At 56.3% G+C, this 24556-nt stretch carries 24 protein-coding genes; 15 read left to right on the top strand and 9 right to left on the bottom strand.

Annotation, left to right across the window (positions count from 1 at the left end; translation table 11 throughout):
- Window positions 1–49: 49 nt before the first annotated feature.
- Window positions 50–343 (bottom strand): Arm DNA-binding domain-containing protein, encoded by a 294-nt coding sequence (locus tag ACR0EK_RS04185; protein WP_480565234.1) that lies wholly within the window; start codon window positions 341–343, stop codon window positions 50–52.
- 367 nt (window positions 344–710) lie between these two features.
- Here ACR0EK_RS04185 and ACR0EK_RS04180 point away from each other — a divergent pair, with 367 nt between their 5' ends.
- From ACR0EK_RS04180 to ACR0EK_RS04165, 4 genes are all read left to right on the top strand, one after another.
- Window positions 711–2591 (top strand): glycosyltransferase family 2 protein, encoded by a 1881-nt coding sequence (locus tag ACR0EK_RS04180; RefSeq protein ID WP_480565230.1) that lies wholly within the window; start codon window positions 711–713, stop codon window positions 2589–2591.
- Window positions 2592–2685: 94 nt separating this feature from the next.
- Window positions 2686–3357 carry a class I SAM-dependent methyltransferase gene (locus tag ACR0EK_RS04175; RefSeq protein ID WP_480476586.1) on the top strand — a complete coding sequence of 224 codons (672 nt, stop codon included), beginning with the start codon at window positions 2686–2688 and terminating at the stop codon, window positions 3355–3357.
- Between the two features lie 22 nt (window positions 3358–3379).
- Window positions 3380–4432, top strand: coding sequence for a glycosyltransferase family 2 protein (locus tag ACR0EK_RS04170; RefSeq protein ID WP_480565227.1), 1053 nt, complete (start codon window positions 3380–3382; stop codon window positions 4430–4432).
- A 26-nt stretch (window positions 4433–4458) separates the two neighbouring features.
- Window positions 4459–6366, top strand: coding sequence for an ATP-grasp fold amidoligase family protein (locus tag ACR0EK_RS04165; RefSeq protein ID WP_480565224.1), 1908 nt, complete (start codon window positions 4459–4461; stop codon window positions 6364–6366).
- A gap of 5 nt (window positions 6367–6371) precedes the next feature.
- Here the strand turns inward: ACR0EK_RS04165 and ACR0EK_RS04160 are convergent, their stop codons facing one another.
- Complete coding sequence (locus tag ACR0EK_RS04160) at window positions 6372–6674, bottom strand: DUF6476 family protein (RefSeq protein ID WP_480565221.1); 303 nt, start codon at window positions 6672–6674, stop codon at window positions 6372–6374.
- Here ACR0EK_RS04160 and ACR0EK_RS04155 point away from each other — a divergent pair.
- From ACR0EK_RS04155 to ACR0EK_RS04140, 4 genes are all read left to right on the top strand, one after another.
- Window positions 6673–7707: an RluA family pseudouridine synthase gene (locus tag ACR0EK_RS04155; protein WP_480565218.1), complete on the top strand. Its 1035-nt coding sequence runs from the start codon at window positions 6673–6675 to the stop codon at window positions 7705–7707. The genes ACR0EK_RS04160 and ACR0EK_RS04155 overlap by 2 nt on opposite strands.
- Window positions 7708–7852: 145 nt before the next feature.
- Window positions 7853–8749, top strand: a complete 897-nt coding sequence (rpoH, locus tag ACR0EK_RS04150) for an RNA polymerase sigma factor RpoH (RefSeq protein ID WP_267366971.1) — start codon at window positions 7853–7855, stop codon at window positions 8747–8749.
- A 273-nt stretch (window positions 8750–9022) separates the two neighbouring features.
- Window positions 9023–9997, top strand: a complete 975-nt coding sequence (locus ACR0EK_RS04145; RefSeq protein ID WP_480565215.1) for a Gfo/Idh/MocA family protein — start codon at window positions 9023–9025, stop codon at window positions 9995–9997.
- 59 nt (window positions 9998–10056) lie between these two features.
- Window positions 10057–10326: a DksA/TraR family C4-type zinc finger protein gene (locus tag ACR0EK_RS04140; RefSeq protein ID WP_480485956.1), complete on the top strand. Its 270-nt coding sequence runs from the start codon at window positions 10057–10059 to the stop codon at window positions 10324–10326.
- A gap of 52 nt (window positions 10327–10378) precedes the next feature.
- On the opposite strand, the gene ACR0EK_RS04135 is transcribed toward ACR0EK_RS04140, so the two are convergent.
- The 4 genes from ACR0EK_RS04135 to ACR0EK_RS04120 all read right to left on the bottom strand — a co-directional run bounded on the left by ACR0EK_RS04135 (window position 10379) and on the right by ACR0EK_RS04120 (window position 14282).
- A complete protein-coding gene (locus ACR0EK_RS04135) occupies window positions 10379–10921 on the bottom strand; it encodes a hypothetical protein (protein WP_480485954.1) in 543 nt (180 codons plus the stop codon).
- Window positions 10922–11111: 190 nt separating this feature from the next.
- Entirely contained in the window at window positions 11112–12932 is a 1821-nt protein-coding gene (locus ACR0EK_RS04130) for a M3 family oligoendopeptidase (protein ID WP_480565212.1), read from the bottom strand.
- An 85-nt stretch (window positions 12933–13017) separates the two neighbouring features.
- A complete protein-coding gene (locus ACR0EK_RS04125; RefSeq protein WP_480565210.1) occupies window positions 13018–13992 on the bottom strand; it encodes an alpha/beta hydrolase in 975 nt (324 codons plus the stop codon).
- Window positions 13992–14282 carry an SCP2 sterol-binding domain-containing protein gene (locus ACR0EK_RS04120; protein WP_209504212.1) on the bottom strand — a complete coding sequence of 97 codons (291 nt, stop codon included), beginning with the start codon at window positions 14280–14282 and terminating at the stop codon, window positions 13992–13994. The genes ACR0EK_RS04125 and ACR0EK_RS04120 overlap by 1 nt, the downstream gene beginning before the upstream one ends.
- A gap of 69 nt (window positions 14283–14351) precedes the next feature.
- Between ACR0EK_RS04120 and ACR0EK_RS04115 the strand changes: the two genes are divergently transcribed.
- From ACR0EK_RS04115 to ACR0EK_RS04090, 6 genes are all read left to right on the top strand, one after another.
- A complete protein-coding gene (locus ACR0EK_RS04115) occupies window positions 14352–14921 on the top strand; it encodes a tetratricopeptide repeat protein (RefSeq protein ID WP_480565207.1) in 570 nt (189 codons plus the stop codon).
- Between the two features lie 20 nt (window positions 14922–14941).
- Window positions 14942–17755, top strand: coding sequence for a helicase-related protein (locus tag ACR0EK_RS04110; protein ID WP_480565204.1), 2814 nt, complete (start codon window positions 14942–14944; stop codon window positions 17753–17755).
- 6 nt (window positions 17756–17761) lie between these two features.
- Window positions 17762–18127 carry an RNA-binding S4 domain-containing protein gene (locus tag ACR0EK_RS04105; protein ID WP_480485946.1) on the top strand — a complete coding sequence of 122 codons (366 nt, stop codon included), beginning with the start codon at window positions 17762–17764 and terminating at the stop codon, window positions 18125–18127.
- Window positions 18128–18193: 66 nt separating this feature from the next.
- Window positions 18194–18532: a ferredoxin FdxA gene (gene fdxA, locus ACR0EK_RS04100; protein WP_480558659.1), complete on the top strand. Its 339-nt coding sequence runs from the start codon at window positions 18194–18196 to the stop codon at window positions 18530–18532.
- A 279-nt stretch (window positions 18533–18811) separates the two neighbouring features.
- Window positions 18812–19321 carry a CarD family transcriptional regulator gene (locus ACR0EK_RS04095; protein ID WP_209504207.1) on the top strand — a complete coding sequence of 170 codons (510 nt, stop codon included), beginning with the start codon at window positions 18812–18814 and terminating at the stop codon, window positions 19319–19321.
- A gap of 117 nt (window positions 19322–19438) precedes the next feature.
- Complete coding sequence (locus tag ACR0EK_RS04090) at window positions 19439–20200, top strand: potassium channel family protein (RefSeq protein WP_480485945.1); 762 nt, start codon at window positions 19439–19441, stop codon at window positions 20198–20200.
- Here ACR0EK_RS04090 and cobS read toward each other — a convergent pair.
- Entirely contained in the window at window positions 20197–21009 is an 813-nt protein-coding gene (gene cobS / locus ACR0EK_RS04085) for an adenosylcobinamide-GDP ribazoletransferase (RefSeq protein WP_480485943.1), read from the bottom strand. The two genes, ACR0EK_RS04090 and cobS, sit on opposite strands and share 4 nt — an antisense overlap.
- A 30-nt stretch (window positions 21010–21039) precedes the next feature.
- Here cobS and cobT point away from each other — a divergent pair, with 30 nt between their 5' ends.
- Window positions 21040–22050 (top strand): nicotinate-nucleotide--dimethylbenzimidazole phosphoribosyltransferase, encoded by a 1011-nt coding sequence (gene cobT, locus ACR0EK_RS04080; protein WP_480505547.1) that lies wholly within the window; start codon window positions 21040–21042, stop codon window positions 22048–22050.
- Between the two features lie 30 nt (window positions 22051–22080).
- On the opposite strand, the gene ACR0EK_RS04075 is transcribed toward cobT, so the two are convergent.
- Entirely contained in the window at window positions 22081–23961 is a 1881-nt protein-coding gene (locus ACR0EK_RS04075) for a monovalent cation:proton antiporter-2 (CPA2) family protein (RefSeq protein WP_480565201.1), read from the bottom strand.
- Window positions 23962–23980: 19 nt separating this feature from the next.
- On the bottom strand, window positions 23981–24436 hold the full coding sequence (locus ACR0EK_RS04070) for an Lrp/AsnC family transcriptional regulator (RefSeq protein WP_480565199.1): 456 nt from the start codon (window positions 24434–24436) through the stop codon (window positions 23981–23983).
- Window positions 24437–24556: the final 120 nt, after the last annotated feature.

The raw sequence follows: 24556 nt of genomic DNA, 5'->3' as shown, positions 1-24556 counted from the left end.
ACTCAGCATTGGGCTGGAAAAGCCCTGTCGCATTCGAAAGGAAAGTGGCTTAAACGAGCACTTGGGGCGGCACAAAAACGGGACAGGTCCACTCCTTAATTGGGTCTTTGCCACTCCGGGCGACCTTACGCCATCGTTCGGCACTGTTACGGACTTCTTTCAGGCCCACTTCCGTAAATGAACCGAGACCCATTTCGCGTCGTCTGCCGTGGATTTGGACCCGCAGAAACCATTGCCCGCCGCCATCAGCGCGTTTGTGCAGCCAAAGCCCGCCACCGTCGTTGTATTTTCCGGGAGGCGCTGTCTTTACCTTGACTGCCGTGAGTTTGTTTAGTGCAGGCATCGATCCACCTTCATGTCCACCCTGTATTCAGGGACACAGTGAAACACTTGGAGCTAAAGGGAAACAGTAAAGTACCCGCAAAGCACTGTCCTTGCGCAATTTTTTCCACGCCGGTGGATATAGGGGGACAAGCAGAAATACAGGGCAACGGTACTTCAAGGCATCTCGACCGCACCAAATCTTTTCGCATCCTGTGAAGCACGGATCAGCTTATGCGAAGCAGGCTTTGCCGTTCTGGTCTGTTCTCTTGCATTGCAAATCCGAGGCCCGTAACTAAGCCAGGTGTCGGGAAGCGCGCCATACCTCTGCAATGATGCGATTTTTCCCTTCGTCCTGAGTTTGCGAGCCAAGGTTGCGGGTAGGTGCGATGAGACTTGTCATATCAACGATGAAAGACGAGGGGCCGTTCATCCTTGAATGGATCGCCTATTACCTTTCGATCGGGTTCACGCATTTCATAGTCAATTCGAATGACTGTTCTGATGGCACCGATGCGATCCTGAAAAGATGCGAGGAACTGGGTTTTCTGGTGCATATCGATAACCCCGGTCCCTGGAAGCATGGGCCGCAGGCGTCGGCCTATGCGAACGCTATGGAACATCCCTGGTACGCTGAGGCCGAGTGGATTCTGGTTTGTGATGTCGACGAATTTCTCGATATCCGTGTTGGGGACGGCACGCTGGACGATATGTTTCGCACCTTTCCACATGCAGACGGATTTGCCGCGATATGGCAGATGTTCGGACACAATGGGATTGTCGAGTTTGAAGACAAGTTTGTGATCGAACAATTCACATCTGCAGCAGAGTTGGGGGTGGTCACACCGCAGAATGTGCGTGCCTTCAAATCGCTTGTCAGAAACAACGGGTCTTATCGGGCAATCAACACACACCGTCCGCGTGGCCCAATCGCCGGAAAGGCCGAAAGCTTTGCATGGATTGATGGTGACGGAGATCCCTTGCCACCTGCAATGCGGCGAAACGGTTGGTCTCATTCCACGACTGGCGCGGCCTTTGGGCAGCAGTTTTTCAGGATGAACCACTATGCCGTTCGGTCCATTGAGAGTTATCTGATGAAGCGGCTGCGGGGGGATGTAAACACAACCGCGTTTCATCCCAAGATGGAGGCGACGGGACAAGCCTATTGGCACATGCATTGCTTCAACAAAGTTGAAGAATTTTCGATCCTTTCCAAATTGGACCGCCTTGTAAAATCGTATGATGAACTACGTGCGGATGGTGTTCTGGGAGTCTTGCACGAAAAAGCTGTTGCTTATCACAAGCGCCGTATCTCGGAGATACGTGAAACAGAGGCCGCGCAGGGATTCATAACCCGGTACAAGAATTTTGCCGGGGGGCGATATATAAAGGCGCTGGATCTGGGCGTGATGGAAGAAGGCGATCTTTCCTTTGATGCCGAGACCTACAAAGACCCCGAAGTTTCTTTCGCGCAAGTTGCGAAATGGACGCGTTTGGGCAAGATGTCCAAACCTGAAAACTCACGACCCAATAACTATCCCTGGTTTACCCGGCTGGATTCTCTGGGAACGGCCATGGAGTACGAAGAAGCGGCGGCACAGCATGCATTAATCACTGATGCAAAACAGGTGGACTTGCCGTTCGATCCGAAGGACCCATCTTTCCTGCCGCAAGTGTCTCCGGAGGTTGAAAGAACGAAAGAGCAGCGACAGCGGTTCTTGCGGTCAATTAGTGGCAAGAAGAACTGGGTTTTGATCGGGCATGTCGAAACCGAAATCGTAGAAGAAATACTCGCATTGGATGCAGTCGCGCAATTGACAATCATCGGGCCATGGGGGCTGTCGTGGGATACGTTCGCCTGCAAGGATACAACGCAAGATAGTAATCTACAGGCCCTGGATCGCGCGTTCTATGCATTGCTGGAGTATTTCCGCGAACCGATCATTGCGGGGCGTCTGAGGGTCTACCGAGCGCTGCCGCCTTTGATGCTGAAGTTGTTTCAGGATCAAAGTGTGGGCGTCGTAATCATACGCGGCGTTCGCGCCGAGCGTGTCATGTTACAATTGTTGAACCGGATCGACAGGGTTCTGGCTCCGGGCGGAAGTATCGCCTTTACATCCTACAGGCGGGGCAAAGGGTCTTATTCCGGCATGTCTTCGGCGATTAACCGTTTTCTTGCGAGCAAAGCGAGTGACTATCGGATTACAAGCCTCGAGCCTCCGTGGCTTGGTATCGACAAGTTGCCACCACTTTCCAAAAACGACACATAGCTTCTGGTTCTTGAGGCAACGACATGTTAGCCATTGCCCAATAAACAAAACGGGTTTCGCGAGAAATCAATACCCGTCTGCAAGTGAGGTCGAGATGTCAAACGAACCCAGAGTGATCGGTGCTGTTCCCGGCAGCCAGAATAAACCGAACGCAGACAAGGCAACCAAGCGCAAGAATACAAAAGACGCGATCCGTCGTACGTTCCTGACGCGCCTTCCCAAGGGCGGGGTGGCTGTTGAGATCGGTGTCTGGCAGGGCGAGTTTTCTCCGACAATCCTGAAATTGCTTGAACCCAGTCAGTTGTTTCTGATCGATCCCTGGAAACATATTGGCGAGGAATCGCACACAACGGCGTTTGTCGGCCGGACCGAAGACGAAAAGATGGAAGCAATCTTCCAGAAGGTCGTCACGTCCTTCGAAAAAGAGATCGAGGAAGGCAAGGTTGGCATCATTCGCGATTTCTCGGTGCCGGCATTAAAGCTCTTTGACGATGAAAGCATTTCATTTGCCTATGTCGATGGGGATCATTCTTACGAGGGCGTTACTGCGGACCTGGAGGCGTTGTTTCCCAAGATCAAATCGGGTGGGATCATGGCGTTCGATGATTACCACCGTCGCGGCTGGTGGGGTGATGGCGTGATCCGGGCCGTCAACGAGTTTCTGGGCAAACACCCCCGTGAATTGCGTATCCGGGCAATTGCTGGTGCGCAGATCGCTATAGAAAAAATCACCCCGCAAGACGACAGCAAGAAACAGGGCGACTAAGCGTCTGGGGTGGATGGCAGCGATGAACAAGCCTCAAAAAATCCTCATCTCTGCGATGAAAAATGAGGGCCCATATATTCTGGAATGGGTGGCTCATCATAAAGTTTTGGGTTTCGACAGGATCATTGTTTACACCAACGATTGCACGGACGGTACGAACAGAATTTTGCGCCGCCTTGAGGCCCTGGGGCATGTTGAATTTCACAGGAACCGCGTGGGAACGGGCGGGATTCACAGATCAGCACTGAGGCAGGCCCGCCGTTTGCCCGTCGTGAAAGAAGCCAAGTGGGTCTATGTCTGCGATGCGGATGAGTTTCTGAATATTCATGTCGGAAACCATAAGGTGGACGACCTGATTGAGGCCACACCGGGCGTGGATGTCATTTCGATTCCCTGGAAGATATTCTCGAACAGCGGTCGCCATGTGTTGCGCGACGCGCCAGTGACGCAGCAGTTTTTTGATGGTGAGTTAGAGTATGAGCAGGGCGGGGCGGGGCGCCGGTTCGTCAAATCGCTTTTCCGACAGGGCGAAGTCTATCTCCGCTATGGTATGCACAACCCGCATCCCAAATCCGAATTTGAGGCAGGTGTGTTCCGGTCTGTTCCCGGGGGGCACGCGAAAGAACCCGCACCTTTTGGGAATCATGTTGCACCGCCTTTTGGATTTGAGATTGCACAGATCAATCACTATGCGGTCCGCTCCACACAAGCCTATCTGGCCAAGCGCAGCCGTGGGCGAGCTAATCACTCGTCCCAGACGTTGGGAACGGAATACTGGGACCGCTGGAACCGGGGTGGCGCGACGGATGAGACGATCCTCAGGTACAAGGGCGAAGTTGACGCACTGATGGCGGAGTTTCAGTCCGATGGGCGGCTAGCTCGGCTTCACCGAAAGGCATTCCTGTGGCACAAGGCGTTGATCGAAGACCTTCTCAAACAGCCAGAATACAACGCGCTTTACCAGACGCTTGTTAATAAGCCGGCTGTTGAATTTGTTGCTAAAGACCGCGGATTGCACGCGCGTCTTTCGGCAGACAAGCAACCGTCTTCCAGCGTAAAACAGCCTGAATCCTGAAAAACCCGCCTTCGGAGAAACTGCATATGGCCGCGGAAAATACTCTTCCCACAATCGGAATGCTCTGGTTGGAAGGTCCTCTCAGTTTTCTGGAGCAGATGTGCCTTTTGTCTTTTGTCGCGAACGGACACAGGGTCGTGCTGTTCCACTATGACGAAGTCGAGAATGTACCCGAAGGTATCGAACTGGTTTCGGCGAACGAAATTCACGAACCGCAGCGGTTCATTATGAACAACCAGTTTAAAACACCGGTTCCGCAATCTGATATTTTCAGGCTGCAGCTGATGCAAAAAACCGATTTTCTCTGGTGCGATACGGATGTGATTTCTTTGAAACCGATCCCGAAAGCGGATCATATTTTCGGTTTCTTCAATCGCAATACGATCTGCAATGCGATCATGCGGTTGCCGTCAGACAGCCCCGCATTGAAAGCGTATACGGAATACAGTCTTGATCCATTCCCGATCCGTCCTTGGGTAGAAGGTGAGGAACGCGAGAATCTGGAACGCCAGAAGAAGGCCGGTGAGTTGCCTCATGCCTCGGATCAGGCACACAGTGTTTACGGACCCGGTGTCATGACGTGGTTTCTGCGACATCATGGCGAGATAGAACACGCCAGCCCACCCCCGGTGTTTTACCCGTTGCCGTTTCGGCAAACGGGGCAGGCGAACGACATTCCAGCGCGGGAGTTTCGAAAAAAGTACCTTACGGATCAGACGCAGGCCGTCCATCTTTGGGGCCGTCGGATGCGTTGGTGGATTGCCAAGGGTGTAAAACGTCATTCATTTCTGGATCGAAGGCTGCGCGGTTTGGGGATCAGTCCTGCCAATGCACCTTTGCCACGCAGAGGGCGGGGCGCGCCGCAGAAAATCGAGTTTCCCGACTTGCTTCCGGACTTGCGGATCAGCAAAGAGGAAATCAGTGAAGCCACCAACGGCGTGATGTCCGTAGCTCAGGTCGCAAACTCTGAGCAGTTCTTCAAATTGGCCCAGGTTGAATTGGATAAGATAAAAGACAAAGGGCTTTATGGGGTGAATGACAAACCCCAATCGGGTCATCAGCGAGGTTGGGATCACTATGCCAATGACGCATTGCGGTTGAATGCTATGTCTATGTCATTGTCGAGGTTTGCCAACAATCAGCGCTATTTGCCTGATTTGAGCAACCCCAAGACCGTGACTGAGAAGATGCTGGTCATGAAGCTGTTTGCCGAGATGCCCGAAGTGTCGGCGGCTGATAAGTTGACGGCGGAAAGTTATATCCCAGAACCAGCCAGGAACCTCGTTACACCGGTGAAGCGCTATTGGGTTTCATCGTCGCCTGAGTTGCCGGAAGACCTCGACCTCGAGCCCGGCAGCTATTGGCTCAAATGCAATAACGGGCAGGGGCAAAACCACAGGATCACCTGGCCCATGAACACAGAAGACCGCAACCTAGCCCAGGAAAAGCTTAACAATTGGAGCAATAAACCCATTCCCCATGGCTTCTGGGCGGCAGAATGGTGGTATTCCACGATCGAAACGCGCTATTTCCTTGAAGAGGATCTGGCGGCTGAAGGTCAGGATATCATCGACTGGAAATTCTGGGTTGTCGCCGGAAAGGTCCAGATTGTTCAGGTCGACCGGGACCGCTCTCGGGGGCATGTGCAGATGATCCACGACCGGGATTTCAACTTTATCCCGAAAGAGCTGTACTTCCAGACAAGCGATGACACCGAGCCCAAGCCAGAGGTCTTTGACGATATGGTCGCAATAGCCGAAGCGGTTGGGCAACGTGTCGAGTTTGCGCGGGTGGACCTTTATGTAATTGGCGACAAGATATATCTTGGCGAAATCACTCTCTGCCCGTTTGGCGGAAAACGCAAGATGCGTACTCCCGAACTGGATGTGCAGATGGGTGAGGCCTGGGTTGGCACCCGTCTGTTCCCGAACTGATCAGGTTACTCGACGGCGATTTCCTGACGCAGCTTTCCTGTTGTCTTGTCAAAGATCAGGACGCGGTTGTCGTCGGTCACGACCGCATACCAGTTGGACCCGATGGTCAGGGCCTGTGCCCGGGCACCGTCGGGCAGGTTGATTTGATCTGGCAAGGCGGGTGTGCGGTCCGATAGGCGGATGACAATCAGGGCGAATGTCACTAGAACCCCGCCAATCATCACCGCGGTCAGCAGCATGACCATCCGCCGCAGCAATCGCAGCTGTGGGGTTTCCTGCGGTTCTTGGGGTTCGGAAGGGACAGTCATGGGCACCCGCCAGATTGAGTTTCAGATCGCGGCCGATCCGCCGCCTCGCCTTGATAAGGCGCTTTCGCGGGATGTGCCAGACGGTGAAAACCTGTCGCGCACGCGGTTGGCGCGCCTGATCGAGGATGGCGCGGTTCGGATCGACGGGACCCGGATTCAGGACCCAAAGGCCAAAGTGTCCGAAGGGGCGCAGGTCGCCATAACTGTAGCCGAGGCGGAAGACAGCCATATCGGTGCTGAAGACATCCCGCTTGAGGTTGTTTTCGAAGACGCAGACGTGATCGTCGTCAACAAGCCAGCAGGCATGGTCGTGCACCCCGCGCCGGGCTCGCCCGGGGGTACGATGGTCAACGCCTTGCTACACCATTGCGGTGACGCTTTGTCAGGTGTTGGGGGGGTGAAACGCCCCGGTATCGTTCACCGGATCGATAAGGAAACCAGCGGTCTTCTGGTGGTCGCTAAAACGGACGCCGCGCATCACGGGCTGGCCGAGCAATTCGCAGCACATAGCGTCGAGCGCTATTACCGTGCTGTGTGTTACGGGGTTCCGGATGCAAGTGATCCTCGTTTGCGCGGCGTCAAAGGTGTCAGCTTTGAGCCGGGCAACATCATGCTTGTGACGACCCAGCTTGCGCGGCACAAGACCGACCGTCAAAGGCAGGCGGTGTTGTTTCATGGCGGGCGCCACGCTGTGACACGCGCGCGGGTTGTTGAAACATTTGGTGCGCCTGCTGGTCTGGCTTTGATCGAATGCTGGCTCGAGACCGGGCGAACGCACCAGATCCGCGTTCATATGGCCCATGCCGGGCATGGGCTTGTCGGGGATCCGGTCTATGGTGGAAAGCGGAAACTGGCGACCAAGGCGTTTGTGCCTGCCGCCGCCGAATGCGTGTCCGGCTTTCCCCGGCAGGCGCTTCACGCCGCCGTATTGGGGTTCGAGCACCCGGTGACCGGCGAAAACCTGCGGTTTGAAGCCGAACTGCCGCAAGACATGGAGAACCTGATTGCCGCGCTTCGTGCACCGCTGACATAATAAGCAAAGTCCTGTGAGTAAGAGTTTCTTATCTTTCCTTCATGAAAGATTAATTTCAGACTGTTAGCAGCACCTCTTGAACAGGATGGGTTCTTTACCCATATCCTATGTTAAAGACTTAAACATTTGTCGGAGGGACATCATAATGGCAAATTACGCAAATCTCCCCGCGCCGACGCCCGAGGGCGGCCTGAACCGCTATATGCAGGAGATTCGCAAGTTTCCCCTGCTTGAGCCAGAAGAAGAATACATGCTGGCCAAGCGCTGGGTTGAAGAGCAGGACACAGAAGCCGCGCATAAGATGGTGACATCGCACCTGCGGCTGGCGGCCAAGATTGCCATGGGATATCGCGGCTACGGTCTGCCGCAAGCCGAAGTGATTTCCGAAGCCAATGTGGGCCTGATGCAGGCGGTCAAACGTTTTGACCCTGAAAAGGGTTTCCGTCTGGCCACCTATGCCATGTGGTGGATTCGCGCCTCGATTCAGGAATATATTCTGCGGTCATGGTCGCTGGTGAAACTGGGCACAACTTCGGCGCAGAAAAAACTGTTCTTCAACCTGCGCAAAGCCAAGGCGCGCATCGGTGCACTGGAAGAGGGCGACTTGCGCCCCGAAAACGTCGCGCAAATTGCCAATGATCTAGGCGTGACCGAAGAGGAAGTCATCAGCATGAACCGCCGTATGTCCGGCGGGGACGCTTCTCTGAACGCCACGGTCGGGTCCGAAGGCGAAGGCACGATGCAATGGCAGGACTGGCTTGAGGATGAAGACGCCGACCAGGCCGGAGATTATGAGGCGCGCGATGAGTTGGAAGCGCGTCGCGAGTTGCTTGCTGCGGCGCTGGACGTGTTGAACGACCGTGAAAAGGACATCCTGACCCAGCGCCGGTTGCTGGATCAACCGGTTACGCTGGAGGACCTCAGCGCCCAATACAATGTCAGCCGCGAGCGGATCCGTCAGATCGAAGTTCGCGCGTTCGAGAAGCTGCAAAAGAAAATGCGGGATCTGGCACGTGAAAAAGGGATGCTGGGTGTCAGCTGACCACAATACCAGCCTGCAATAGCTGCGGGCTGGTTTTTACACTTGTGCGAAGAAACCGCCTCTTCGCGCACATGCCCGGCGCGTCCTGACAGATCATTTCCTGCTGAACGCGTATGACCGCTATCCAGACTGTGAAGCCAAAAGAATGGCCGCAGGGCCAAAGCTATGGTACGGCAAAGACGCGTTTCATTTCGATGACGGTGTGACAGGTCGATCCTGCGGACCTCGCAGGGGCACGAACCCTTTGGGGTTCAAACATCTATGGAGAGCGTTATGCAAAAACCGGTTCAGTTTGGCGTGTTAGGTGCCGCGAAATTCGCGCGTGAATACATGGCACCGGCGATACATGCCGCCAACGGGGCGCGACTGGCTGCGCTGGCGACGTCAGACGCGGCAAAGGCTGAACCTTTTTCGTCGTTCTGTCCCGATCTGAAAGTGTTCGAAAGCTATGATGCGCTGTTGGCGGACCCTGGTATTGATGCGGTCTACATACCACTGCCCAACCATCTTCATGTGGAATGGAGCCTGAAAGCGCTGGATGCCGGCAAGCATGTGCTGTGCGAAAAGCCGATGACTATGAAGGCGGATGAGTTTGAGGCATTGATCCAAAAGCGCGACGAAAGCGGCTTGCTTGCTGCCGAGGCGTACATGATCGTGCATCACCCCCAATGGCAACTGGCACGTAAACTGATTGCGGATGGTGCAATCGGAAATCTGGTGCATGTAACCGGGGCGTTCAGTTTCGACAATCGGGCAGATACCCAGAATATTCGAAACCGCGCTGAAACGGGCGGCGGCGGATTGCGTGATATCGGGGTTTACGTGATCGGCGGAGCGCGCTTTGCAACGGGGCAAGAACCGGTGGCGATACAGTCAGCCATCCGTTGGCAGGATGATATCGACATCTTCACCGAAATTCGCGCGCAGTTCCCCGGTTTTACCTACTCAAGCTACGTGTCCATTCGGATGCATCCTCATCAGGAAATGGTGTTTCACGGGGACAATGGCCTGATCCGCCTGACAACTCCGTTTAATGCGCGTGTGTTTGGTGAAGCCCGGGTCGAGTTGCATCGCCCGGGGCTTGAGGTGCTGGTCACCCGGTTCCCTGGAGCAGACCATTACAAGCTTCAGGTCGAGGCCTTCTGCCGCTCGGTCAGGGAAGGAGTAGAGTATCCCTGTCCGCTGGAGTTTTCTCGGGGGACGCAAGAGGTGATTGACCGCGTGTTCGACGGCGCAGTTTCGCTGTAACTTGCCCTTTGCGCGCGGGCTCGGCTATCCTTTTGCTTACGTTTAGCAGGAGATGACCCATGGCCGGAGGCTGGGCGCGCGACGGCGCAGTGAGCGAACAGATCGAAGCGTCGATTTCGGATGAACTGGCGCGGATGCAGGCGCAAAAGCGGCCTGTTGGTGAAAGCCTGACCCATTGCGCCGAATGCGAAGAGCCGATCCCTGAGAAACGCCGCGTTGCTTTGCCGGGCGTGAAGCTGTGCCTTGATTGCCAGCAGGAACGGGATGGTGCGTACAAGGCACGTGGCGGCGTCAATCGGCGTGGGTCAAAAGACAGCCAGTTGAAGTGATCTCAGGTACGGCTGCTACAAGCCCAGACTTATTGCTACGCAAACTGTTCGATCACCAGAATATTGTAAGCTTTGCCATATGCTCTCGAAACATTCCCAGGGCATCAATTGGTAAGATTGCGCCATCTTCGAGCAATATCTTGGTTCGGATTAGTTCAGGGCCAAACTCTCGTTCATGGTAAAAGAACACGATTTCGATTTCTCGCTGACTTGCAATGTCTTGTTCAGAGATAAATCCTGACAAAGAACCTCCACGCATACGTGCTGGACGTGTTTTCAGGCATTGGCCGGCGCCGCTTACTACCAATTCCGTGCAATAAACCTTGCGTTCTGAAAGATACCTTTCGCTCAAACTTCCATAGTGTTCAGACGTGTAAGGCGTGATGGCTTCCAAGAGAGCTGTGACCGGAGAAGCGCACTCTAAGCAGGTGTATCTAATAAATGCCTCATTGAACTCGGCTGACCAGATTTCCTCTCTTTCCATGTTGGCGATAAGGTATGACCCATCAAGGCGACCAAACCGAGTGCCTTCTGCATAGCTTGTTTGTGCGAACAGAATTGTGGCGATTGCCATCAATTGAGTAAGAAGTTTCAATGGCCATCCAGCATTCAAGGTTACTTTTCTTCACTGAGAAATCACTTTTACCATAAAGTCCGGTCCAAAGCTGTTCAACGCCAGGTTCGTCCCGCGTAGCGGGCGTTCAGGGGCCCCTTGGGCGCGACAGTGCCGGGCATGGCAGGTTTTTTCAGCAAGGCAGATGTCGCGACCCTCTGTCGAGGGCGTCTCAACCCTCCATCGCCTCCAACTCGTCAATGAAGCCTGAGATCATCGACAGGCCCTTGTCCCAGAACTTGGGGTCGCTGGCGTCCAGGCCGAACGGGGCCAGCAGTTCCTTGTGGTGCATTGAACCACCAGCGCGCAGCATGTCGAAATACTTGTCCTCAAACCCTTCCGCGCCGCTTTCGAATACCGAATAAAGCGCGTTCACGAGGCCGTCGCCGAAGGCATAGGCATAGACATAAAAGGGCGAGTGGACGAAGTGGGGGATGTATGCCCAGAAGGTCTCGTACCCGTCCATGAATTCGAATGCGGGGCCAAGGCTTTCGGCCTGAACGCTCATCCACAGGGCGTTGATGTCATCCGGGGTCAGCTCGCCCTCACGTCGGGCGGCGTGCAACTTGCATTCAAAGTCGTAGAAGGCGATCTGGCGGACCACCGTGTTGATCATATCTTCGACCTTGCCAGCCAGCAGAACCTTGCGCTGTTCCGGGGTTTCGGCCTGTTCCAGCATCTTGCGGAACGTCAGCATCTCACCAAAGACCGAGGCGGTTTCCGCCAGCGTCAGCGGGGTGGATGACAGCATCTCGCCCTGACCGGCGGCCAGCACCTGATGGACGCCGTGTCCCAGTTCATGGGCAAGGGTCATCACATCGCGCGGTTTGCCCAGATAGTTGAGCATCACATAGGGGTGGACATCGGTGACCGTCGGATGGGCGAAGGCCCCCGGCGCTTTGCCAGGTTTCACCGCAGCGTCGATCCATCCTTTTGAGAAGAAAGGCGCCGCGATTTCGCCCATCCGGGGATCAAAGGCATCATACGCGTTCATCACCGTCTTTTGGGCCTCTTCCCAATTCACGATACGCGTGTCTTCCATGGGCAGGGGCGCGTTGCGGTCCCAGACCTGCATGACGTCCAGTCCAAGCCACTTGCGCTTCAGCTCATAATAGCGATGGCTCAGTTTGGGGTAGGCGGCCACGACTGCCTCACGCAGGGCCTCGACCACCTCGGGCTCGACATCGTTCGACAGGTGACGCCCGGTCTGAGCGGTCGGCATCTTGCGCCAGCGATCGACGATTTCTTTCTCTTTGGCCTGCGTGTTGTGGACACGGGCGAAGGTTTTTACGTTGTCCTGAAAGACCGATGCCAGTTCGCGCGCCGCAGCCTCACGTTTCGCGCGGTCCTGTTCCGTCAGCAGGTTCAGGGTGCCTTCGATGTTCAATTCTTCACCGTCGACATGAAAAGCCAGACCGGCAATCGTTTCGTCGAACAGGCGTTCCCATGCGTCGCCGACAACCCCCAGATCATGAAGGAACTTTTCCAGTTCATCAGACAGCTGATAGGGCTTCATTGCGCGGATGCGGCGGAACACAGGTTCGTATCGGGCAAGATCTTTGTTGGCCGCAAAATGCGCCTTCAGAACGTCGTCTTCGATCCGGTTGATCTCGAGCGTGAAGAACACAAGCGGAGTGGTGAAGATCGTGATCTTTTCCTGCATATCCGACAGGAATTTGGCGCGCTCTGCATCAGTGGTCAGTTGGTAATAGCGCAGACCAGCAAAGGACATGATACGCCCGGCGATGGTGTTGATCTTTTCGTTGCGATGCACACAGGCCAGCAGGTCTGCATCATCCAGATCGGCCAGTTTGCCTTCGTAATCAGCAGCAAATGCGGCACATTCGCCTTCCAGCCAATCCAGATCGCGCGCTAATTCGGGTGCGCCTTCCGAGGTATAGAGATCGCTCAGATCCCATTCCGGAAGATTGCCCAGATTGCCGGAGCCACCGGTTGCGTTCGCGTCACGGACAGGGAAGGGGAGGTCGCGCATGGATCACCTTTAGTAGACTGCTTTTGCAAACATCTAGGGCTGGCGCGCCCGGATCACAAGCGGCCAATTCCAAAGGTGAAAGGGTTTACGAGGAAACCAGCTCGGATGCGCCATTGGCCTGATTGGCCAGAAAATGCGCCGCAATCTTGTCCAGAACCGGCCCTCGAACCTCGGGTGCTTCCATCAGCACCTCGTGTTCACCATCCGGGATTTCGATCAGCGTTCCGTTGGGCCAATTGGCCATGCGCGCACGAATTGCCTTGCGGTCAACGATTTGCTCATGGCTGCCCAGAAATGTCAGGCAGGGTGTTTTTGGGGCGGGCTGTTCCATCAACCAAGCACATTCATCCAGCGACTCGCGCAGCCACAGATTTGATGGGGCACCCAGCGCAAGTTCAGGATGCTCATTCAACTGATCCTGCATCATCCGGTACATGTCTGGATCACGGGTCAGCATATTGCCTTCGAAAGGTTGCGACAGGACATAACTTTTGAGCGTCGTGGTGGGGGGCGTCCGCTCGCCCAGGCCAAGTGCTGTGCCCCAATAGGCTGTCACGCGGCTTAGGGGTTTCATGACCGGGGTGAAGAAAATTCCCCACATCGGGCCCGTGAAGGCACACGCGGCAAAGCAGCCATTCTCGATGACGGCACGCAACCCGATTGCACCGCCCATCGAATGCCCGACCACGTACCATGGTTTTGGCAGGTCCAGCGCGCTTGCAAGTTTCAGGGTGACCTGAACGTCCTGCTGGTAATCGGTGAACTGATCGACATGTCCGACCCGAGCATCGTCCAGCAACCGATCCGCAAGACCCTGACCGCGCCAGTCGACAGCCAGCATGGCGAACCCACGCTCTACGAATTCGCTGGCAGTATTGCCGTATTTTTCTATGTATTCCGTGCGTCCCGGAAACATCATGACAGTGCCATGTGCCTTTCCGCCCGGAAGCCAGTGAGCAACGCGGATGCGTTTTTGATCCGACGTCGTCAACCAGTGGGCCTTTCCACCGGCGGGGCCGCCGGCCACGTCTTCAAACAAAGGGGCCGGCGAGAACTCCATCAGGCCAGTACCGATGCCAGCTTCATGGCAACACCCATGTCGCCATCAATGCTCAGCTTGCCGGACATGAACGCACCTGTCGGGTTCAATTCACCGCTGAGGATTTGTTCGAACGTGTCGGCATCCGCGCTTAGGGTGACATCAGCATCATCGTCGCTGACCCGCGCGCCGTTGGAATCCAGGACAATAGCACCCAGATCGGCGATATCAAACTTGGCCGAGGCATCAAACGCGCCGCCTTCCAGTTTTTCATTCAAAGCGGCGGCTGCCTTTTCAAGTGTCTCGCTCATGTTTTTCCTCATATTGTTAGTGCGCCGTGAATGGACATCCCCGGTCGCAACGCTACACTGACTATTGTTATGAGCATTGCAATCCACAATCTCAAAGGTACCGTCGCGGCACTTTTTGTCCTAGTCACGATTTCCTCCACTTGCCTTGCGCAACAGGCGGATTCACGGGACGAGGGCGAATTGCTGCAACAACTTGCCCAATCGACGCCCGAGCAGGCCATTGCCCTGGATCGGCAGTTGCAAGTTCTGTGGGCCCAGTCCGGTTCAGCATCGGCCGATCTGCTACTGGAACGTGGCCGCGAAGCGTTGGATGACGGTGACGTAGGTGCGGCACTGGAACATCTGACCGCCCTGACGGACCATGCGCCCGATTTTGCTGAAGGCTGGCACCTGCGCGCTTCGGCCTTTTTCGGGATCGAACGGTTTGGCATGGCCGCTGCCGATCTGGAACATGCCCTGACCCTGAACCCCAACAATTACGAGGCAATCTATGGTCTGGGCCTGATCTTTGAGATTATCGGACAACCTGACAAAGCCTACGACGCCTATTCACGGGCATTGGCTATACATCCCCACCACGAAGAAGTAACCAATGCGGTGAATCGACTGAAGCCGCAGATCGACGGCGCAGCGCTGTAAGGTCCGGGCAGGGGGCAAAGGTGAGCGGGTCATCCCGAATAGTGGCCGTTCTGGGCCCTACGAACACAGGTAAAACCCATTACGCAATCGAACGGATGCTGGGATACCGCACAGGTGTCATCGGTCTGCCGCTGCGTCTGCTTGCGCGTGAGGTCTATGACAAGATCGTCGCCATCCGCGGGCCGTCGGTTGTTGCGCTTGTCACCGGTGAAGAGCGGATCGTACCCCCCCGGACCCAGTATTGGGTCTGCACTGTCGAGGCGATGCCCGAAGGTATGGGTGCGGATTTCGTGGCGATTGATGAAATCCAGCTGTGTGCCGATCCCGAGCGCGGCCATGTCTTTACAGATCGCCTGCTTCGGTCGCGCGGAACAAACGAGACGCTTTTTCTTGGTTCTGACACGATGCGCGGCCCGATTGCAGCGCTGGTGCCCGAGGCGCAGTTTGTCCGACGCGAGCGGATGTCGCAGCTGGTCTATTCCGGTTCGAAGAAACTCAGCCGGATGCCGGCCCGCAGCGCTATTGTCGGGTTTTCGGTCGAGAATGTGTACGCCATCGCGGAGCTTCTGCGCCGCCTGAAAGGTGGTGCGGCGGTGGTCATGGGGGCCCTGAGCCCACGGACGCGGAATGCTCAGGTGGAACTTTATCAAAATGGCGAGGTTGATTATCTGGTTGCCACAGATGCCATCGGCATGGGCTTGAACCTGGATGTAAACCACGTTGCATTTTCATCCCTGACCAAATTCGACGGGCGGCGGATGCGCCCGCTTGCCCCGAATGAACTGGCCCAGATCGCAGGCCGGGCCGGGCGTGGCATGTCGGACGGCACCTTTGGCGTGACCGGAGAGGCGCCGCCGCTGGACGAAGGTGTCGCGCAGGCAATCATGGACAGCCGGTTTACGCCGATGAAAAAGTTGAACTGGCGGAATGCCGCCCTCCGGTTTGGCTCGATTGACGCGCTGATCAACTCGCTTGAGGTCAGTCCGAGTGACGAACACCTGATCAAAGCCCGCCCTGCTGACGACCTGAATGTGTTGAAATCGCTGTCACAACAGGCCGAGATTGCCGCCCGTGCAAGTGACGGTCCATCCATCCGATTGCTGTGGGATGTGTGCAGAATCCCTGATTTTCGCGGCATCAGCCATGCAGAGCACGCCAGTCTGCTGGAAGTGATCTATGGCCACCTGCACGAACGCGGCAGTATTCCTGATGATTTCATGGCCCGGCAGATACGGCGGATTGACCAAACCCATGGGGATATCGATGCGTTATCCAAAAGGTTGGCATATATTCGCACCTGGACATATGTTGCGCAACGAAACGGTTGGGTGCGTGACGAATCACATTGGCGTGACGAAACGCGCACTGTAGAAGACAGACTGTCTGACGCACTACATGAGCGACTGACTCAAAGATTTGTGGACCGGCGTACATCGGTTTTGTTGCGGCGGCTCAAACAGAAGGAGGCCCTTTTGGCCGAAGTAAATGACAAGGGTGAAGTGACCGTCGAAGGCGAATTCGTCGGTCGTTTGGAAGGGTTCCGGTTCAGCCCGGACAAAAGCGCGCAAGGAACCGAAGCGAAAGCGCTCAAATCGGCATCTTTGCAAGCACTCGCGCCGCAATTCCATCTGCGTGCCGATCGCTTCTACAATGCGCCCGATACCGAAATTGATTTCACCGATCAGGGCGGCCTGATGTGGGGCGAATATGCCGTTGGCAAACTGGTTGCCGGGGCCGAACCTCTCAAGCCTGTGGTCGAGGTTTTTGTGGATGAGGCCGCCGGTCCGGATGTCGAACAGAAGGTGCGGCGCCGGTTGCAACATTTCATCGACCGCAAGATCGCTGCGCTATTCGAGCCGTTGCTGAATCTGTCGCGCGACGAGGAACTCAACGGTCTGGCGAAAGGGTTTGCTTTCCGCATGGTCGAGGCGCTGGGCGTTCTGCCGCGCGCCGGTGTCGCGCAAGAGGTCAAGGATCTGGATCAGGACGCCCGCGGCGCCTTGCGCAAGCACGGTATCCGGTTTGGCCAGTTCACCATCTTCATGCCGCTCTTGCTGAAGCCCGCACCGACGCGTCTGCGCCTGGTGTTGTGGGCGCTGTATGGCGGTTTGCAGGAATTCCCCGAAGCACCGCCTCCGGGGTTGGTAACAGTGCCGGTCGCCAAGGATGCACCGCAGGGTTACGATACCATGTGCGGCTACCGCGATGCGGGCGACCGATCGATCCGTATCGATATGCTGGAACGTCTGGCGGACATGCTTCGTTCGGAAGATAGCCGTGGCGGGTTCGAAGCCAAGCCGGATATGCTGTCGATCACTGGCATGACGCTTGAACAGTTTGCAGACCTGATGCAGGGGCTCGGCTACAAAGCCGAGCGCGGCGAGCGTGACAAGGTCAAACCGGCCCCGGTAGAGCAGCCTGAGACAGAGGCGGCTGAACAAGCCGTTATCGATGAGACGCCAGCACCTGACACGGCCTCAGAAGAGGTCGCCGCGCCAGCCGAGGCCACCGAAAGCACTGAGGCGGCAGCAGAGGTCGTCGCAGAAGGTCAGGTTGCGGAACCTGCGTCGGATGAACCCGAGGTTGAAGTGTTCTACACCTTCACCTGGGGTCGTCAGCGCCAGCCGAACCGTGGCCCGCGCCGCGAGCCGGGGCAGGGCAAGGGGAAACCACGGGGCAAACCGCAGGACGGCCGTGGCAAACCGCACGGCAAGAAGGGCGGCAAGCCGCAGGGTGCCAAGACCTTCTCGTCACGGCCACCGAAAAAGGAAAAGGCCATTGATCCCGACAACCCGTTCGCCGCAGCGCTTATGGGTCTGAAGGACGGCAATTGACGCAAGATGGCCGAGGCCAAACTGCGAATTGACAAATGGTTGTGGCAGGCGCGGTTCTTCAAGACCCGCAGCCTTGCCGCCAAACAGGTCAGTGGTGGCCATGTCCGGCTGAATGGAAACCGGGTGCTGAAACCGGCGCAGACCGTGGCCCCCGGTGACGTTCTGACCTTCTCGCAGGGCCGCATTGTCCGCGTTATACGTGTGGAAAAACTGGGGGAACGCCGCGGTCCGGCGCCCGAGGCGCAAACGCTGTACTTTGATATGACCGAAAAGCAGGAAGCGCCTCCTGTAAATCCGGGTTTCGAGGGAAAAGGTCGACCAACCAAGAAAGATCGACGCGCTATTGATCTTTCTCGCCCGGAAGATCACTGATCCTGTCTTGAAGAGCGGGCCAGACTGAATTAGCTAGTCGCTCAAACCGCAAACAGGAATCCGACCATGACCTATGTAGTCACCGAAAACTGTATCGCCTGCAAATACACCGACTGTGTCGAAGTGTGTCCGGTGGACTGTTTCTACGAAGGTGAAAATACGCTGGTCATCCATCCTGACGAATGCATTGACTGCGGCGTGTGCGAGCCCGAGTGCCCCGCCGACGCGATCCGCCCCGATACCGAGCCGGGTATGGAGGAGTGGGTTGAGTTCAATCGTAAGTTTTCCGAACAATGGCCGGTGATTGTCACCAAGAAAGACCCGCTGCCAGATGCGGAGGAGCGTGACGGTGAAGAGGGCAAGATGGAGAAGTATTTCTCGGAAGCGCCCGGCGAAGGCGGCTGAGTGATTCGTTCCAAGCGGCCTGTTTTGGCATAAAGACCGCAGCACAACCTGTTGAATGCAGGTTGAATATGATAAATTCCCGTAAGGTAAACTTTCGGGCGTCGTAAATTTGTGATATACTGCACCTACATGATGACCGAGATTGGGATGCGCTCCGTAAGTATGCTCACTTTGGAGTTCTGAATTTGTGACAATATCGCCGCCTGACGGGGCTGAGACAGTCCCCGCATGTGGTGCTTTTGTTGTCCGTGTCCCGTCCGCAAGCAAGGAAGAAACTGAATGACAAAGTCGAAAAAGCTCGAGTTCCGCCCGAACGACTATGTTGTCTACCCCGCCCATGGCGTGGGCCAGATTATCTCGATCGAGGAACAGGATGTCGCGGGATTCTCGCTTGAGCTGTTCGTCATCTCATTTGAGAAAGACAAGATGACGCTGCGCGTGCCGACCAACAAGGTGACCGAATCCGGTCTGCGGTCGCTCAGCTCGCCCGATGTGATCAGTCAGGCGATGAAAACGCTGAAAGGCAAGGCCAAGGTGAAACGCGCCATGTGGTCCCGCCGTGCGCAGGAATATGAACAGAAGATCAACTCGGGTGACCTGATCTCGATCGCCGAAGTGGTCCGTGACCTGCACCGCACCGATGATCAGCGCGAGCAGAGCTATTCCGAGCGTCAGCTATATGAAGCTGCCTTGGAACGTCTGACCCGTGAGGTCGCGGCTGTTTCAGGCGCTGGCGAGGTGTCAGCTGCCAAGCAGGTTGACGAGGTTCTGACCTCACGCGCAGCCTGATCGAAGGTACTTTGACAAAACGGGCCGTTCCAAATTTGGGGCGGCCTTTTTCGTGGCTTGGTGATTTGTTCAAGTGGCGCTAATTTCACTGTATATGCAGCGGATTACTGGACAGACATGAAGCAGACTGTGAAATACCTGTATATCGGACACGACCCTGTTTCGGTCTGGTTTAGGTATGCACTGATCCTGTTTGACGTGGCGACAATCATTTTCTTTGTCGGGACGGCCCACATCCCGCACGGGCCGGGCTTGACCGTTGCAAGCCAACTGGTCGGTGTGCTGATCTTTCTGGATTTCGCTGCGCGTCTCTGGATTTCAAAAGACCGCTGGAGATTTTTGCGCCAGATCTACACAGTGGCGGATATCGTGGTCGTCCTCTCGCTGGTGCTTGATCCGTTTTTGACAGGAAACCTGGCTTTCCTGCGGATATTACGCGCCCTGCGTCTGATCCATTCATATCATCTGCTCTGGGATCTGCGGCGCGACAGCCGTTTTTTCCGCACGCATGAGGACGCTGTTATCGCGGCGATCAACCTGCTGGTCTTTGTCTTTGCCACCTCGACGGCCGTTTTGGTGTTTTTTATCCCCGAAGACGCGCAAACGCCCTACATAGACGCGCTGTATTTTACCATGGCGACGCTCACTACGACCGGGTTTGGCGACATCACTTTGGTCACACCGGGCGGCAAAATGTTTTCCGTCTTTATTATGGTCGTTGGCGTGGCCTTGTTCGTCCGGCTGGCGCAGGCAATTTTCGCGCCACAGAAGGTCCGTCACAAATGCCCCAGCTGTGGGTTGTACCGGCACGACCCGGACGCCGTGCATTGCAAACATTGCGGCGATACGTTGCGAATTGAAACTGGGGGCGCTTCTTAGATCTGGGCGCTGAGGGCAAGCAGAAACGTGATCTCCGCCAATTGCTGTGACGCGCCCAGAATATCTCCGGTTTGACCGCCGATCTTGGCTTTCGCGACGAGCCCCAATACCGCGACGACCAAAGCCGCGCAGACTATCGCGTTAAGCGCCAGACTTCCGCACAAGCTGAAAGCGACCAGAATCGCGATGCCCACGGCGATACAGGCTGATCCTGCGCCGGGGGTGCCAACTGAATGGCTCAGGCCCGACTTTCTGGCGTTTGGAAGAAGAACCATTAGTGCTGGCATCAGGGCGCGGGAAAATACGCAAGCTGCAACAACCATCCAGATCGGACCAACAGCCAGCATGGTGGAAATCGCGGATATTCGTAAAATCTGCGAGATCATCAAGGCAAGCACGCCGTACGTTCCAATCTGGCTGTCCTTCATGATCTCCAGCCGACGTTCAGGGGTGAAACCGCCCCAAAGCCCGTCGAACGTGTCGGCCAAACCATCCTCGTGCATAGCGCCCGTCAACAGGATCAGTACCGCGACCAGCAACGAGGCTGCCACAAACGGGGGCAGTTGAAGCCTCATCGACAGCCAACCGGTCAGGCATGCCAGTCCGCCAACGACCAGCCCAACCAGTGGAAATGCCCATACCGATTGTGCCTGCCGGGCAAACACGGCTTTGGGCAAACGGGGCAGGGGCAGGCGGGTCAACAGCACCAGGGCCAGCGGAACATCCCACAGGGAAAACGGTTTGGTGTCGTTTTTATGCACGCCCGTGCCTTTCGGGGTCTTGTTGGTTTCGATCCTTCGGTTAAACACGCAGGACCACTCTGATGCAATGAGGCTTTCATGCTGCCTGAACTGAATGATTTGAACACGTTCCGTGCTGTCCTGGCGGGGGCTCCGGGCCCGGATGCCGCTGCGGTGCAGGGCGCGGCCGAACGAAATGGACAATTGACCAAACCCCCTGGTGCGCTTGGTCGGCTTGAGGATCTTGCGGTCTGGTATGCAGGATGGCGAGGGGACGCCCGTCCACAAATCAGCGCGCCTCAGGTCATTGTGTTTGCCGGAAATCACGGTGTTAGCGCGCAGGGTGTTTCGGCCTTTCCGCCGGAAGTAACCGTGCAGATGGTGATGAATTTCGAACATGGCGGGGCGGCGATAAATCAGTTGGCAAGGGCGGCAGGCGCGAAGATGGATGTTCACGCGCTGGATCTGGACAAGCCGACCGCGGATTTCACCCAAACCCCCGCCATGACAGAGGATGAGTTGCTGGCCGCGTTGCGCACTGGCTGGCTGGCCGTTGATCCGCAATCCGATCTTTTGGTGGTCGGCGAAATGGGGATTGGCAACACCACCCCGGCTGCGGCTATTGCCTGCGCGCTGTTTGGTGGCGACGCGTCCGATTGGACAGGGCGCGGAACCGGTGTGGATGACGCCGGTCTGGTCAACAAAACCCGTGTCGTGGCCGAGGGCGTCGCGAAACACACGTCGAATGATGGTCTGGACATCCTGCGCTGTCTGGGTGGGCGCGAGATTGCTGCGATGGCGGGTGCAATTGCTGCCGCGCGGGTGTTGCGCATCCCGGTGATCCTGGACGGGTTCATCTGTTCGGCCGCCGCAGCCTGCTTATGGAAGCTGTCCGATGGCGCGCTGGATCATGCCGTGGCAGGCCACCAAAGCGCCGAAGCGGCCCATGGTGCCGTGCTGGCAAAATTGGGTAAAGAGCCGTTGCTGAGCCTTGGCCTGCGGTTGGGCGAAGGGTCCGGCGGGGCCTTGGCGATCAACATTCTGAAAAGTGCCGTCGCCTGTCATTCCGGCATGGCTACCTTTGCCGAAGCTGGGGTTTCGGACGGCTAAACCCGCACCTGACCCGGGCAAAGGCCTGGGTCAGGCCGATTTCTTGGCGTGCTCTTCAGCCAGTTCCAGCAGCGCGGTTTCCAGATCCTTTTCCAGCGCCTGCGAACGCTCGATGTATTTCTTGTTTTCGGCGATTGGCATTCCGGGGACCCAAAGCTCGGCCAGATCGCGCACTGCCTTCCTGTCATGGTGGTAAAACGTCTGTTCAGCCTGGGCTGCTTCGTATTCACTCAGTCCGATATTCTCCAGAACATAGCGACCTGCGCGCAGCGAACTGTCGAACATTTCCCGCACGATGTCATTGGCACCCGCCTGATACAACTCGTATACATGGGTCCGGTCGCGGGCGCGGGCGATGATGTGAAGGTCAGGACGCTGCCGTCGGGCATAGCTGACAAGCCGTGTGACTTGCTTGTGATCATCCATAACGGCGACAAGAACGGATGCTTTGTCCAATCCCGCCGCGCGCAACAGTTCCGGCCGAGTGGGATCGCCCAGAAAGCCTTTGACGCCAAATCGGCGCATCAGCTGAATCGTTTCAATATTGTGGTCCAGAACGACTGTCTTGAAACCGCTGGCCCGCACCAGCCGGTTGACGATCTGACCAAAGCGACCAATGCCGGCGATGATGACCGGGCCCTTTTCGTCAATCACGTCAGGTTCGGGGCTGGCCGCGGAATCGCCAATCTTCCGCGACAACGCATCGTAGACGATGAAAAGAAGCGGCGTGATCAACATCGTCAGAGCAACGATCATCAGCAGTTTCTGCGACAGGTCGGGCGGAATGACATTCTGTTTCGTCGAAAATGCCAGCAGGACAAAACCGAACTCACCAGCCTGCGCCAACCCAAGGGTGAACAACCAGTGATCACGTCCCCGCAGTTTGAAGGCCTTGCCCACCAGAAATAGGATGATCCCCTTGGCAAGTATCACAAGCAGCGCCAGTCCAATCAGGTCCAGCGGGTCGTTGAAAAAATAACCGAAGTCTATTCCGGCACCGACCGTGATGAAAAACAGCCCCAGAAACAATCCTTTGAACGGCTCAAGGTCGCTTTCCATTTCATGTCTGAATTCAGAACTGGCCAGAACAACGCCTGCCAGGAACGCGCCCAGGGCAGGTGATAGGCCGACCAGTGTCATCAGAAACGAAATGCCCACGACAATCATCAGTGCCAGTGCGGTGTACATCTCGCGCAGACGGGTTGCGTGGATGAAGCGAAACAACGGTCTTGTCAGGTAGACACCGGCCAGAATGACAAACACCACCGCGCCGATTGTGACCAGGGTAACGGCCCAGCCCGGCAGCCCTTCAACCAGCGACAGGCTGTGATCGCCCGCGCCATGTGAACCTCCGGCCCCCCTGTCTATCGATCCATCGGCTTGGAAGCGCGGCATGGCGGGCAGGGCCAGCAGTGGCAACAAAGCCAGAATTGGGATCACCGCGATGTCCTGCGTCAACAGAACCGAAAATGTCGCGCGGCCGCCGTTTGTCTGCATCAGGCCTTTTTCTGACAGGGTTTGAAGAACGATCGCGGTCGATGAAAGCGAAAGGGTCAACCCCACCGCCAGAGCAACCGACCATGGATGGTTGGCGTACATGGCCACGGCAGCAATCGCGACTGTTGACAGCAACACCTGCAAACCGCCCAGACCCAATAGCTTGTCGCGCATATCCCATAAGGCGCGTGGCTCCAATTCCAGACCAATGAGAAACAGCATCATCACCACGCCAAATTCGGCCACATGCTGAAGATTTTCGGTTTCCGCTCCGACTAACCCCAGTACGGGTCCGATTATGATCCCGGCTGCAAGATAGCCCAGCACAGATCCCAACCCCAGTCTGGCAGACAGGGGAACGGCAATGACTGCCGCTGCCAGATAGATCGAAGCCTGGTATAGAAAGTCGTCCATGTGTGTCCTCGGAACCTTTTCAGGTGGGAAGGGGGGCGTCGCGTTTAAGTTGATCCATTACAATCTGGCTCTGTACTCGTGCAACGGCAGGATGCGGCAGGATCACCTGATGTAGCAAGCTGTTGAGGGCGGACAGGTCGTCACAGTAGATGTGCAGCAGATAGTCTGCCTCACCCGTCATCGTCCATGCGCTGGTAATCTCGGAGCGGGTGTCGACCATGCGGGCAAAGCTTGCGGATTGCTCGGGGCCATGGGTGCCCAGATGCACCTGAACGAACCCCTGCACCTGCAGGCCCAGTTTCAGCGGGTCCAGCCGGGCAGCGTACCCGGTGATGTACCCTTCGACTTCAAGCCGCTGTCGGCGGCGTCCCGCTTGGCTGGGCGACAGGTTCAGCATTTCACCCAGTTGATGGGCCGTCAGATGCGCGTCTTTTTGCAGCGCGGAAAGCAGTCGCTTGTCGGTTGCATCCAGCATGTGCGGAAAAATCCTGGTTTTATTAACTTATATGCGCGTTTTGCGCGTCATCTTGCAGTTTATACGAAAACAATGCGCAGAAACAGCGTCAGAAAAGTCGTATTTTTGAATCAGCAAAGA

The sequence above is a fragment of the Ruegeria sp. AE4 genome, from assembly GCF_056542185.1.
This window is presented reverse-complemented; position numbering and strand designations above follow the sequence as displayed.

What these genes read in the sequence shown, in the direction of transcription:
- ACR0EK_RS04185 (WP_480565234.1), bottom strand. Translation starts at nt 343, where the DNA reads ATGCCTGCACTAAACAAACTCACGGCAGTCAAGGTAAAGACAGCGCCT.
- ACR0EK_RS04180 (WP_480565230.1), top strand. Translation starts at nt 711, where the DNA reads ATGAGACTTGTCATATCAACGATGAAAGACGAGGGGCCGTTCATCCTT.
- ACR0EK_RS04175 (WP_480476586.1), top strand. Translation starts at nt 2,686, where the DNA reads ATGTCAAACGAACCCAGAGTGATCGGTGCTGTTCCCGGCAGCCAGAAT.
- ACR0EK_RS04170 (WP_480565227.1), top strand. Translation starts at nt 3,380, where the DNA reads ATGAACAAGCCTCAAAAAATCCTCATCTCTGCGATGAAAAATGAGGGC.
- ACR0EK_RS04165 (WP_480565224.1), top strand. Translation starts at nt 4,459, where the DNA reads ATGGCCGCGGAAAATACTCTTCCCACAATCGGAATGCTCTGGTTGGAA.
- ACR0EK_RS04155 (WP_480565218.1), top strand. Translation starts at nt 6,673, where the DNA reads ATGGGCACCCGCCAGATTGAGTTTCAGATCGCGGCCGATCCGCCGCCT.
- ACR0EK_RS04160 (WP_480565221.1), bottom strand. Translation starts at nt 6,674, where the DNA reads ATGACTGTCCCTTCCGAACCCCAAGAACCGCAGGAAACCCCACAGCTG.
- rpoH (WP_267366971.1), top strand. Translation starts at nt 7,853, where the DNA reads ATGGCAAATTACGCAAATCTCCCCGCGCCGACGCCCGAGGGCGGCCTG.
- ACR0EK_RS04145 (WP_480565215.1), top strand. Translation starts at nt 9,023, where the DNA reads ATGCAAAAACCGGTTCAGTTTGGCGTGTTAGGTGCCGCGAAATTCGCG.
- ACR0EK_RS04140 (WP_480485956.1), top strand. Translation starts at nt 10,057, where the DNA reads ATGGCCGGAGGCTGGGCGCGCGACGGCGCAGTGAGCGAACAGATCGAA.
- ACR0EK_RS04130 (WP_480565212.1), bottom strand. Translation starts at nt 12,932, where the DNA reads ATGCGCGACCTCCCCTTCCCTGTCCGTGACGCGAACGCAACCGGTGGC.
- ACR0EK_RS04125 (WP_480565210.1), bottom strand. Translation starts at nt 13,992, where the DNA reads ATGGAGTTCTCGCCGGCCCCTTTGTTTGAAGACGTGGCCGGCGGCCCC.
- ACR0EK_RS04120 (WP_209504212.1), bottom strand. Translation starts at nt 14,282, where the DNA reads ATGAGCGAGACACTTGAAAAGGCAGCCGCCGCTTTGAATGAAAAACTG.
- ACR0EK_RS04115 (WP_480565207.1), top strand. Translation starts at nt 14,352, where the DNA reads ATGAGCATTGCAATCCACAATCTCAAAGGTACCGTCGCGGCACTTTTT.
- ACR0EK_RS04105 (WP_480485946.1), top strand. Translation starts at nt 17,762, where the DNA reads ATGGCCGAGGCCAAACTGCGAATTGACAAATGGTTGTGGCAGGCGCGG.
- fdxA (WP_480558659.1), top strand. Translation starts at nt 18,194, where the DNA reads ATGACCTATGTAGTCACCGAAAACTGTATCGCCTGCAAATACACCGAC.
- ACR0EK_RS04095 (WP_209504207.1), top strand. Translation starts at nt 18,812, where the DNA reads ATGACAAAGTCGAAAAAGCTCGAGTTCCGCCCGAACGACTATGTTGTC.
- ACR0EK_RS04090 (WP_480485945.1), top strand. Translation starts at nt 19,439, where the DNA reads ATGAAGCAGACTGTGAAATACCTGTATATCGGACACGACCCTGTTTCG.
- cobT (WP_480505547.1), top strand. Translation starts at nt 21,040, where the DNA reads ATGCTGCCTGAACTGAATGATTTGAACACGTTCCGTGCTGTCCTGGCG.
- ACR0EK_RS04075 (WP_480565201.1), bottom strand. Translation starts at nt 23,961, where the DNA reads ATGGACGACTTTCTATACCAGGCTTCGATCTATCTGGCAGCGGCAGTC.
- ACR0EK_RS04070 (WP_480565199.1), bottom strand. Translation starts at nt 24,436, where the DNA reads ATGCTGGATGCAACCGACAAGCGACTGCTTTCCGCGCTGCAAAAAGAC.